The organism is Flaviramulus sp. BrNp1-15, assembly GCF_022259695.1.
In the GTDB taxonomy this organism is placed as follows: domain Bacteria; phylum Bacteroidota; class Bacteroidia; order Flavobacteriales; family Flavobacteriaceae; genus BrNp1-15.
On sequence record NZ_CP092099.1, the window covers coordinates 35,632 to 48,514 of the forward strand.

Annotated in this window: 5 protein-coding genes; all 5 read right to left on the reverse strand. The window is 33.2% G+C overall.

All coding sequences use genetic code 11. The annotated features are described in order from the left end of the window. Positions 1 to 74: 74 nt before the first annotated feature. A complete protein-coding gene (sprA, locus tag MBM09_RS00190; protein WP_370569712.1) occupies positions 75 to 7,361 on the reverse strand; it encodes a cell surface protein SprA in 7,287 nt (2,428 codons plus the stop codon). Between the two features lie 6 nt (positions 7,362 to 7,367). Further along, positions 7,368 to 7,949, reverse strand: a complete 582-nt coding sequence (ruvA, locus tag MBM09_RS00195; RefSeq protein WP_238674798.1) for a Holliday junction branch migration protein RuvA — start codon at positions 7,947 to 7,949, stop codon at positions 7,368 to 7,370. Between the two features lie 54 nt (positions 7,950 to 8,003). Continuing rightward, on the reverse strand, positions 8,004 to 10,298 hold the full coding sequence (locus MBM09_RS00200; protein WP_238674799.1) for an NADP-dependent malic enzyme: 2,295 nt from the start codon (positions 10,296 to 10,298) through the stop codon (positions 8,004 to 8,006). 399 nt (positions 10,299 to 10,697) lie between these two features. Further along, positions 10,698 to 11,621: a tRNA epoxyqueuosine(34) reductase QueG gene (gene queG, locus MBM09_RS00205; RefSeq protein ID WP_238674801.1), complete on the reverse strand. Its 924-nt coding sequence runs from the start codon at positions 11,619 to 11,621 to the stop codon at positions 10,698 to 10,700. 42 nt (positions 11,622 to 11,663) lie between these two features. Then, positions 11,664 to 12,686, reverse strand: a complete 1,023-nt coding sequence (gene ruvB, locus MBM09_RS00210; RefSeq protein WP_238674803.1) for a Holliday junction branch migration DNA helicase RuvB — start codon at positions 12,684 to 12,686, stop codon at positions 11,664 to 11,666. Positions 12,687 to 12,883 lie beyond the last annotated feature (197 nt).

Below are 12,883 nucleotides of genomic sequence, written 5' to 3' on the forward strand. Positions count from 1 at the left end.
AATTGTTTTTAAGACCTTTCGACTGCGCTCAAGGTGACTTTAGATAAGGTATTGGCTTTTGTCTTGTATTTAGATTAGTTTCCAAAATTATACCTTAAAGTAAGACCAGACCTTATCGTTGTTTGAGGGAAAGCTGTAGAAATTGCATATTCTGAAAACGTATAATCAAAATAAAATATACCTGTTAGGTTTTTACTAAAAGCATAATCTGCTGAATATTTTAAGCCCCAAATTGTTTGACCAGAGGTAATTTGATTGTTCTCTAAATCTAAATATCTAATAATGGTTTTATTATCCCTTACAGATATATCAGCCTTCATATTTAAATCGCTCACAATACGTTTTTGAGGCCCTGCGAGTTTTGAGCGAATACGTAAATCTTTAATTCTGTAACCTAACCCTATTATATATTCATTTCCTAAAACTTCGGTTAATAAGTTATTATCGAAACTTAATGATAGTAATCTATCTTTTCTAATTTCAGCTAGAATTTTAACCGAATTTTTCATTTCAAAGTCTAACCTTACTAACGGACTAAACATTTCTGACAAATTGATATTGCTAAATAAACGTCCGTTTTTATAATTACCAGATTGGTCTAAAGCTTCTTGCGGCTGGCTAGCATAGGGAGTTTCTGGAATTGGTTGTTCATTAACGCTTTCGTCTGTATTGAGATTTAAATTCGTTGTAAATTGATTAATTGTGTAAGTAGAGCGATACCCATGTGTTAATGAAAAACGTTTGAAACGCTTTTTAAACCAATTGAATTTCATGAAGCCGGTGTACTTTAAATCCCAGTTTGGTATTGGTACATCTCTAAACGCACTCGTTCTAATTTTATTAGCATCTTGCCCAGAGTAAGCTGCTAAAAACGCTGGCAATAACACCTTTTGATTGTTTTTACCAAAGCCTAGTGGATAACCTTCTGCATCTCTAGCAAAAGTTGTATTACCATAGAAATCTTCAGCTAGTCTATTAGCAATTTTTAATCGGTTATCTCTAAAATCGTTAAAAGCCTCACTAATATTTTCATCACTTTTACTAAATGCTGTTTTTATTAAAATGGTTGATATATTAAAGTTTCCAAAAGTATTTGGTGTTAACGAGTTGTAAATCCCATTTTCTACTCTGTAATTCTCAGTATAATTTTCGTAATAGGCTCTGTTACCAACAATATCTATTTTTAAGTCTTTTACAGGCTCTAAACTTGCAGATATATCTAATTGTTTTGTGTTAGTGGTTGAAAACTGCTGATTGAATTCTGGAAATAAAGTTAACCAACCTCTTCTTGCCGCTAAATATCTAATATCACTCTGGCTACCAAATGTAAAACCAGTAGTTGGTTTTAATGTTCCAATAAATCCAGGCGTTTGCGTATAACCAGGTAAAAACGTTCCGCTATTTTCAGAATAATTAACTTGAATTCTTTTAATAGTGGTTAAAATATCTACACCTGCATTTAGTAATTTAGTAACCGATTGGTTTTTAGCTTTTGGTACTGTTCTTTTCTTTTGTTCTGGTCCTGGAGGCCCTCCTCTAGACGTTGTTCTACTTCTAACCGTTCTAATAGGTTTTTTTACTAAACCAATATATTTATACAAACGATTCATATCTAACGACGCGTTAATATTATGAACGTTTGAATTCTGAATAGAATTTCCTAAATCGTAAGTTTGTCCGTCTAACTCTAAATTTCCATACAAATCTGAACCTTTTTGCCATAAAAAACTACCTGTATATTGGTACGTAGCATCTATAAAACTAAAGGTTGGAATTTTATTTATTGGTAATTGATAAGTAACTCCTAAATTTTGACTTTGTCTGTTAGGATCTCCAACATCTAACAACCCATCCCAAACATCAAGTTCACTATCTTGCTCTCCTGCTATTAAATCGTTGTCTTTAAAATAGTTTCTAACAATGTTATTATTTGCTGCAGTGAAATTGAATTGTAACGATTTTGTTAGATTGTAATTAAGTCCATATTGAAAATCGAAAGTATAATTTCTTCTAAATAATTCTTCTATAGCTATATTATTTCCTGTTAAGTCTATTTCTCTAAACTTTTGTCTATTGAATTGTCGATTAACATCTGTGTTAACCGTAAAGCTTGTTGGTAGTAAATTGAAATTAAAATCTTTTAATAATTTCCAATATTTCCCTGTAAAAAGTGAATCGTTTTTCTTGAATGGCTCAACAGTAACTTGATTGAAATTATGTGCATAATTAGCGCCAACACGAAGTGTTTTGTTTACTGAGTTTTCAATTTCAAAATCTCTATGTTGTACTTTGTTATAAGAATAGTTTAAGGTAACGTTTTCAACATCGTAAAAGCGTGGTGTTTTATCTGTTGTTCTTGTTTTTCTAACACCTATAAAATTGATGCTTTGGCGTTTTGTGTAATCTTCAGACTGTTGTTTTATTTTTTCCCTTTCTGCATTATCATTGGCTGCATCTAATCTAGAATCTAAAGTTAAATCCTTATAAAATTGATCGTATTTTGGTGTAATAAGTTCTTCACTTTGCCCATAATTAAATGGCACCTGAATACCCCATTTTTTTGGTAATAGCTGCCCTACATTTACATTAGTAACTACATCGTACTGCTTAACATCTTCTAAACTACGCTGACTTGGACCTTGCTCTAAAGAACCAAACCCCGTTGTACTTTGTCTTCCGGTTGCGCTAATATTTGCAAAGTCTGCAATATTTGTATCCATACTTACTACGGCTGCCCAACCACCTTCGTTATCCATGTCAGATAAGCGCAATTCGTTAAACCAAAGTTCTGCACAAACATCATTACTAGACCTATTTTTAACCCCAACCATAAGTGTTCTTATATCACCAAAATTTGGGTTACCTTTTATACCCACACGATGTTGACCTATTACATATCCTCCAAATGGATTAGTTGCTAATGAAATATTACCATCAATTACATCATAAAATGTTGGGTTTTCATTACTCAATGTCATATCTGAAATACCTTGAGCTTTAATTTTACCCAAAACATCTATCGGCAAGTTAATTTCATTCTCTATTGGCCATAATCCTTGTCTGCTTGTAGAGGTAGAAATAACTAAAGGAATTTCAATTTGATAGTAGTTTTCCGTAAGGTCATTACCCATTCTAATAAATCCTACTAAGTCATTATCTGTAATATTTCCTGTTCCAGATTCGCCGTCTTCTGCATGCATAAACATTCTAATACGTTTATATTGGCGCATATCTACATTAATATTTTTGTAAACGGCTCTGGAATCTTCAGTTTCTAAATCACACACTTTTACAACCAATGACTGTTCATTTTGTCGAACTACCGTATTGTTGTTAAATAGTTGCTCGGGTTCAATACCTGGAGGTCTATCATAACTTCCCTCATTTTCTAATGTTCCAATAACACCAACTGAAAAATCGGTTCCATCATCATCTGGATCATCTTTATCAAACTCTAAAGTTTGTGTATAACGTCTCCAATCACTTCTCACCAAATCTAAAGTACCAAAACGAAATACTGTAGGCTGTGTAAACTCTTTAAGATAAACTCTAGTAAAGCGAATAGATCTTAAATCTGTAATACCACCAACTGGTGTAGCTAAACTACCTTGAACTGGAATTCTAAATTGATACCATCTTACATTTACATTTTCCCCATTAGGTAAAGCACGAGGTCTGTCTTTAAAATCTCTTAAGTAATCTTTTAGAGGGTTACTGTTGGGAATATTATCAAAATCTGCCTGTGATGTTGGTAAATTTTGCCTGGTAATATCTAATTCATATTCATAATAACTATCAATCGTGTTCATGGTATTATCACGATTAATATCTTCTACATCGGGTTGTGTATTAGCACCTCGGTCTGTATTTGAAAAGGTATCAGGAGTATTGCCTTCTACACCATTGTATTTTTTATAGCGCTCAAAAATGTCTCCTTCTGCATTTAAAAAATAAGCATAGTTATCATTTGCTGGGTCTTCACCAAATCCAGCTCCAAAAACTGCAACTTCTTCTGCATCGTCATAACCATCATAACCAACATCTTGTCTGCTTCGTTCTTCTCCTGCACTATCAAAAGCATAAATTAAGGATTGATTTTGAGGCACTACTGTTCCCCAAACCGTTTGTTGTAGCATACCAACATCACCATCTTTTGGTAATCCGTTTTCATACAATTTTTTACCATCTTTAATAATATCTTCTGAAATATTACCTAGGTTAAATACTAGCTTTCCACCTGGGTTTGATGGGTTTTCCTGAAAAGGATCTTGCAGCCAAAACTCAATATATTCTACATTTTGCTGTTCAAAATCTGTAGATGTTAATTGACGTGTAATACCTGCCCATGCATTTTGAGGATTATCTATTGTACCATCAGCAGCAGTAGGCTCAAAATTATAGGGTCCTCGTTCTTGCGGATAATACGCTAAATCTAGAGTGAATAACACTGAATTTTGTCCCTGTACTAAATCTCTATCTGGGAAAAGCTCATTAATAAACACACGACTGGTGTATAATCCAGAAACATCATCATCTGAAATACCTCCCGGACGCTGGCTACTATAAAAAATAGGATCGATACTATACCAGTTTAATAAAGCTCTATCATATCCATTTTGAATACCATTATCATCTTCTGGTCCTTCGGTATAACTTCTACCTAAATCTAATGGTCTACTGGATAAATACCATGATTGTTGAGATTTTAAATCGATGCCATTTTGTGAACCTTCAAAATCATCAACATACGAAGTAGCTTCACCATTAAAATTTGTTCCCTTTGGAGCGCCAGGTGCTAAATAAGCAAACTCGCCTCTAAGTGATAAATTAGATTCTACATCGGTATCAATATTTGGTAACTTATTTGCTAATCGCGTTAAAAAAGGAACTTTGGTAGCATAATTTCCATTAACACCAAAAATAGTGTTATTAATAGGTTCTGTGCCATAGTTTGCTTTTTGCGTAATTGGACGTTCGTTTAGATTTAACAATGTTCCACCTAAAACAAAGTTTTCATTAAACTTATGCTCTATATTTAAACCAGTAAAACGTCTGGTTTGTTGACCGAAAACCGCATTATTTTCAGTAGAAACTTCTATTGGTGTGTTTGATGCTTTTAAAGCTTCATCTAAAATTTGAACACGCCCTAAATTATAGTTTACTGTATAATCAATGCCTTCAACTAAAACACGACCACCCGCTGTTACTCTCACCGAGCCTCTTGGCACATTAAAAGAGCCTATAGGAATACCGTCGCCGCCTGTAGATTTATAGCGCCCTTTTAATTTGAATTTATTTTTTTCTACTTCCTCTAAAGCAGCGGTTTTAGTTTCTTTATAAAGAATATCATAAACATACTTTTCATGATTTGGGTTTGTATAACTATCAGCTTGATAATCTGCTTCGTTGTTATTTGGATTACCATCATCATCTAAAACATCAAATAAATAACGCCCAAAAGGTTCCGCTTTTGTAAAAACAATTTTACCATTTTGAGGCAAGACCGTAATGCCTGGAACAAAATCAAAAAAACCATCTCCATTGCTCTGAGGGTCATTATTAAAGTTCAATTTATCTAAATTGAATAACCTAAGTAAAGTTGTTTCCCTTATATCTCTATCATCATTAGTATCTAAAGGTGTATGATTATTAAAGGGAGGAAATGTTGTACCTTCAACAGGTGTTATAAAGTTTAATGGTGATGCTTCATTATAAAAAATGTTAAGAGTGAAATCATCCTGACTTAAGTTATATGCTCCTGTATCGTAGATGTTTTTCATCATTAAATCCCAAATGGGTTGCGTAACATTTGTGATACTACTTTTTAACATTTTTAATACCAAAGTGGTATTTACAACATTTGTAACATCACCATCTGCATTTCTGTCTACATCTGTTGCATCAATACCATCATTTGCAAATTCACCTACCTGATAAACTTGTCCCCCCAATGTGTATTGAAAGGCAACAGCCAAAACCTCATCATTATTTAATCGCTGATTTAAAGAAATATAACCTAGTTCGGGATTTAAAGTATATTCTTGTCCATTAGTTAGTTTTCTAGCATTTTCCAGTTTTGCATAATCAAAACCTTCTTGTGTACTAGCTACTTCAATTCCAGATTGCACAGTTGCAATATCTCTTATATTGGCATTAAGTTGTGATGTTGGTCCTGTTACATCAATATCATTTGGATTAAAAGCATTGTTTTCATTATCAGGAAAAGCTCCAGGAGCTGCAAATACATTAACCGCAGAACCTACTTTATCACTTTCACCTAAATCTTGAAGTGCTACAATATTTCTAACATTTTCGGTTCGGTTGCTTCGGTTGGTCATCCAAACTTCTATTCTGGTAATTTGTAACCCTTTGTTATTTATAAAAGGATAATTCTCCAGAGAAGCATCATAAGTATCTCTAAAATATTGTGCTAAAAAGAAATGCCTGTTTTCATCATAATCTCTTATAAATAATTCAAACTCTTCAACAGTTCCACCACCTTGAGCCACTACTGTATTAGATTGTGATTTTTGTTCAGAAAACACACCTGTTACTGTTGTTTTTCCAAACTGTAATTGTGCTTTTACACCAAACAAACTTTGTGCACCCGTAATTAACGAACTGTTTAAAGGCATGCTAACATTACCTACTTCTATTTTTTGAATGATATCATCCTCTGTTGGAGTATATTCTAGCTTTATAAGCTGTTGAAAATCAAAGGTAGATTGTGTATCGTAATTTGCAGTTACTTGCAACCTTGTTCCTACTTTACCTAATAAACTTAAACTGATTCGTTGATCGAAATCGAAAGTAAAATTACTACGGTTTCTTGGTGAAAATGATGGGTTATCCTGCTTAGAAAAAAGCACACCTAAATCCATTTCTACAGAACCGGTTGGTGTTACTTCAATTGTGTTACTTCCAAAAATAGTTTCGAAAAAATCTGATTTTACATAAAATTCTGGTAATAGATTTTTTTGTGCATCATCAGCTCCATCTTTCTTACCATCGTAAGCATCAATTTTTTCTTTATAATAACTTCTACGATTTTCTTTAGCAACTAAATCGAAATACTCTGCAGGAGTTAAAATAACGGGATACTTAATATTATAATTCCCTATTTTTTCAGTGTAAATATAACGATTCGTTAAAGGGTCGTAAGTGTATTTAGACTCTACACTATTAGGGTTTGGTGTTTTTATTTTGCCTAAACTAAATCCTGTTGAAACCGAATCTTGAACGGGCTGTTGAGACCATGCTAAAGCTGAAAAAAACAAGAAGAAAACGAAAAATACTTTTCGACTGCGTTCAGCGTAACAAGTTAGGTTAGGTTTATAGAAAATTAGTTTAGTTCTATTCAAAATATATTATAAATTTTTGAGGGCTTGCTTTATAATAGTTTCAACATTGGCATCTGGATGAGCTATCATAATTTTATCCACAACGCGTTCAGCCTGTTTTTTGGCAAAACCAAGCACTTCTAAAGCAGATAACGCTTCATCTTTGTTGGTATTGTCTTGAGAAACCGAAACTTCATCAATATCGTAAATCTTTAATATTTTATCTTTTAAATCTATAATAACACGTTGTGCTGTTTTTGCACCGATACCTTTTATAGATTGAATTAAAGCTACATCATTTCCAGCTATACCTTCTCGTACTTGTTTAGGTGTTAATGACGATAGCATAGTTCTTGCTGTACTCGCTCCAATGCCACTTACAGATATTAATAATCTAAAAATCTCGCGTTCTGCAAGTGATGAAAACCCATATAATGTATGAGAATCTTCTTTCACCTGAAGATGTGTATAGAGTTTTAATTGTTCGTTATCTGGAATTTGAGAATAGGTATGTAATGAAATATTTAGCATATAACCCACCCCATTACAATCAATAACAACATGGGTTGGGTTTTTTTCAGTTAGCTTTCCTTGAATATGTGTTATCATGAATTGTTATTCGTTAACCACCAAATGTAATAAAATTATTTGCATTAGATTTACTTACTCTCCCGGATGTTCTAATTCCCATTTCTCCTTGTACTGTGCATCAATTACAGCTATTGCAGTCATGTTTACAATTTCATCTACACTTGCTCCTAATTGAAGAATATGAACAGGTTTACGCATACCCATCATGATTGGCCCAATGGAATCTGCTTCGTTTAATTGTTTTAGCAATTTATAAGTAATATTTGCTGAATCTAGATTAGGGAAAATAAGCGCATTTACTTTTTTACCAACTAATTTTGAAAACGGAAACTTTTCACGGAGCATTTCATCATTTAAAGCAAAATCGGTTTGCAATTCTCCATCAACAATCATTTCTGGATGTCTGCGATGTAAAATTGATACTGCTTCTCTAACCTTTGATGCTCTACTATTAGGTGACGACCCAAAATTAGAATAAGATACCATAGCCAAAACCGGATTTAGCCCAAACATCTTAACAACTCTGGAAGTCATTTGAGTAATTTTTGCTAGTGCTTTTGCATCTGGATCTATATTTATTGAAGTATCACTTAAAAAAAGTGGACCTCTTTTAGTCATCATTAAATTGGTTGTTGCCACACGACTTATACCTGGCATCATCCCAATTAGCTCTAACATAGGTTTTACCACCGTTGGGTAGTTTCTAGAATAGCCGGAAATTAAACCATCTGCATCACCTGTATTAACCATCATAGCAGCAAAATAATTACGTTCTCGCATTAAGCGTTGTGCAGAATAATAGGTTACACCTCTACGTTTACGTTGCTCCCAATATACCTTTGCATATTTATTTTTACGTTCGTTTTCTTCTTCTGTTTTAGGATCAATTATAGGAATATCTGCATCAAACTCAATTTCTTTCATTAAAGATTCTATGGTTTCTTTTCTTCCTAAAAGAATAGGATGTGCAATTCCTTCTTCATATACTATTTGAGCCGCTTTTAAAACATCTAATTGGTCTGCCTCGGCAAAAACAATTCTTCTAGGATTTAACTTAGCTCTGTTTAACAACAATCTAACTAACTTATTATCTGAACCTAAACGTTCTAACAACGAGTCTGTATATTTTTCCCAATCTTTAATAGGTTGTTTTGCTACACCACTTTCTATTGCTGCTTTAGCTACTGCTGGTGGTACTTCGGCAATTAAACGCGGATCGAAAGGTTTTGGGATTATATAATCTTTTCCGAAGGTTAATCTAGTTTCACCATAAGCAATATTTACCTGCTCTGGCACTGGCTCTTTAGCTAATTTTGCTAAAGCTTTTACCGCAGCCATTTTCATAGCTTCGTTTATTTTTGTAGCGCGTACATCTAAAGCACCTCTAAAAATAAACGGAAATCCTAACACGTTATTCACTTGGTTTGGATGGTCGCTTCTACCAGTTGCCATAATAATATCTTTTCGCGTAGCAATTGCGATATCATATTTTATTTCAGGATTAGGATTAGCCATAGCAAAAACAATTGGGTTTTTAGCCATAGCCAAAAGCATATCTGGAGTTACAATATCTGCCATAGAGAGCCCAATAAACACATCGGCATCTTTCATCGCTTCATCTAATGTATTTATTTTTCTATCGGTTGCAAATTCTGCTTTTTCAGGTGTTAGACTTTCACGGTCTTTTCGTATTACACCTTTACTATCCAACATGACCATGTTTTCTAGTCTAGCTCCACAAGCCTGATATAATCGTGAACATGAAATAGCTGCAGCACCTGCTCCACTTATAACTATTTTTACGTCTTCAAGTTTCTTTTTAGCAAGTTCTACTGCATTTAACAAGGCTGCTGCCGAAATAATAGCAGTACCATGTTGGTCATCATGCATTACTGGAATATCTAACTCTTCTTTAAGTCTTCTTTCAATCTCAAAAGCTTCAGGTGCTTTTATATCTTCCAGATTTATTCCTCCAAAAGTTGGTGCTATATTTTTAACGGTTTGAATAAACTCATCAATATTTTCAGTATCAACTTCAATATCAAAAACATCAATATCAGCAAATATTTTAAAAAGTAATCCTTTACCTTCCATAACTGGTTTTGAGGCTTCCGGACCAATATTTCCTAGACCTAAAACAGCTGTTCCATTAGAAATTACAGCTACTAAATTTCCTTTAGCTGTATATTTATAAACATGCTCTTTATTTTTCTCAATTTCTAAACAAGGAGCTGCAACACCCGGAGAATAAGCTAAAGACAAATCTCTTTGACTAGCATATTTTTTAGTTGGAACTACTTTAATTTTGCCAGGAGTTGGTTTTGCGTGATAAATAAGGGCTTCTCTACGTTTACTTTCTTCGCTCATAAAAATGGTTAATTAAGTAAACAAAGATAATAATCATATCAAGGAAACTACTATTCTTTTAGAAAATTGATGTTTCTTTTTAAGCTTGAAAATTTTGAATGTTTTACTTATAAATGAAATTTCAAAATTGACTAATTACATTGCATTATTCTTACACAAATCAGTATTATTAAATTATTACAATGTAAATTTAATGTTAATTAATTGTAAATTTAATGTAAATATTACTATATTAGCTATAAACAATAGAGTTATGAATTTGCCCGATTACATAAAAAACTTAAAAAAACGATTGTATTATAGGTTTTAGGTTTTATCCATTAAGCTAAAATTATATGGCTTAAAATATAAGCGTGTATTTGAAATACCATATGAGTAAAGCTATTAAAAGGGAATCTACTATTTTTTTAAAAAATCTATATTTCGTTTTAAACCTGAGTACTTAGTACGCTTTACTGCGGAATTTTTAAACACTTTCTTAAAAGTATCTTCTGTTATTTCTTCCCAATCTTTTTTACTCATAGATAGTAATTCTGGGTGCGGATTAAATAAAGGTTCTTTGTGTGATTTTGAAAACCGATTCCAAGGACAAACATCTTGACACACATCGCAACCAAACATCCAATCATCAAATTTACCTTTAAATTCTGATGGGATATTTTCTTTTAATTCTATGGTAAAATACGAAATACATTTACTGCCATCAACCACGTAAGGTTCAGTAATTGCTTCTGTTGGGCAAGCATCAATACAAGCTGTACAAGTTCCGCAATGGTCTGTAACTGGTGAGTCATAATCTAGTTCTAAATCGATTATTAATTCTGCAATAAAATAGAATGACCCTACTTGTTGGGTTAATAAATTGCTGTGTTTACCAATCCAACCTAAACCCGATTTAGCTGCCCAAGCTTTATCTAAAACTGGAGCAGAATCTACAAAAGCACGTCCGTGAACTTCACCTATTTCTTCCTGAATGAAATTTAAAAGTGATTTGAGTTTATCTTTAATTACAAAGTGATAATCGATACCATATGCATATTTAGATAGCTTATAAGAATCTTTATTTTGAACATCCGTCGGAAAATAATTCAATAGTAATGAAACAACACTTTTGGAGTTTTCAACCAATTTAGTTGGATCTAAACGTTTATCAAAATGGTTTTCCATATAACGCATTTCTCCATGCATATTATTGTTTAACCACTTTTCCAAACGAGGTGCTTCTTCTTCTAAAAATTGAGCTTTACTAATACCACAAGACAAAAAACCGAGGCGTTTTGCTTCGGTTTTTATGAGTTTTGTATGTTTGGTTTTTGAGTTCATTATTAATGAGATTCTGAAACACGTTCAGAATGACAAATAGTGTCAAAACAAACCGCCTTGAGTTGGTCCTTTTATTTTACCTAAATGCTTGTAGGCTTGCTCTGTAACTTCTCGTCCGCGCGGTGTTCGCATAATAAAACCTTGCTGAATTAAAAAAGGTTCATAAACTTCTTCTATAGTTTCTGGACTTTCACTAACAGCTGTTGCAATAGTAGAAATACCTACTGGACCACCTTTAAACTTATCTATAATGGTTGATAGAATTTTGTTATCCATTTCATCCAGCCCATGAGCGTCAACATTTAATGCCTCTAAACTATATTTAGCGATTTTTATATCGATAGAACCATTACCTTTTATTTGTGCAAAATCGCGAACACGACGTAATAAAGCATTTGCTATTCTGGGTGTACCACGACTACGTCCAGCAATTTCTATAGCTGCTTCCATAGAAATTGGCACATTTAAAATATCTGCACTTCGTTGGACGATAGTGGTAAGTAAATCGGTTTTATAATATTGCAATCTACTTTGAATACCAAAACGTGCACGCATAGGTGCTGTTAACAGCCCCGAGCGTGTTGTAGCCCCAACTAAAGTAAATGGATTTAAATTGATTTGAACGGTTCTCGCATTTGGCCCCGTTTCAATCATAATATCGATTTTGTAATCTTCCATTGCTGAGTATAAATACTCTTCTACTATGGGACTTAATCTATGAATTTCATCAATAAATAAAACATCACGTTCTTCTAAATTAGTAAGTAAACCTGCTAAATCTCCGGGTTTATCTAATACTGGACCCGAGGTTACTTTTATACCAACGCTTAGTTCGTTAGCAAGAATGTGTGCTAAAGTCGTTTTTCCTAAACCTGGAGGACCATGGAACAAAGTATGATCTAAAGCTTCGGTACGTAAATTGGCCGCTTGAACAAAGATTTGAAGATTTTCTAATACTTGATCCTGACCCGTAAAATCATCAAATGCTAAGGGTCTCAATTTTTTTTCTACATCTAATTCTTCTGGTGAAAAATTTTCGCTTGTTGGATCTAGGTTTTCGTTCATTTAGAAAATATATTCATAGACCTTTCGACTGCGCTCAAGGTGACAAATTGGTTCAAAGTAGATTTCCGCCTTTGCGGAAATGACAAAAAGATACTGAAACAAGTTCAGTACAAGCAAATATAAACAAAAAGCCTTTCCAAAACGGAAAGGCTTTACCAAATAATTTGGCTAAAAATTATTGTTGATAATTTAAAATT

Coding starts and splice junctions, on each gene's coding strand:
- MBM09_RS00200 (WP_238674799.1), bottom strand. CDS start 10,298: ATGAGCGAAGAAAGTAAACGTAGAGAAGCCCTTATTTATCACGCAAAA.
- ruvA (WP_238674798.1), bottom strand. CDS start 7,949: ATGATAACACATATTCAAGGAAAGCTAACTGAAAAAAACCCAACCCAT.
- queG (WP_238674801.1), bottom strand. CDS start 11,621: ATGAACTCAAAAACCAAACATACAAAACTCATAAAAACCGAAGCAAAA.
- ruvB (WP_238674803.1), bottom strand. CDS start 12,686: ATGAACGAAAACCTAGATCCAACAAGCGAAAATTTTTCACCAGAAGAA.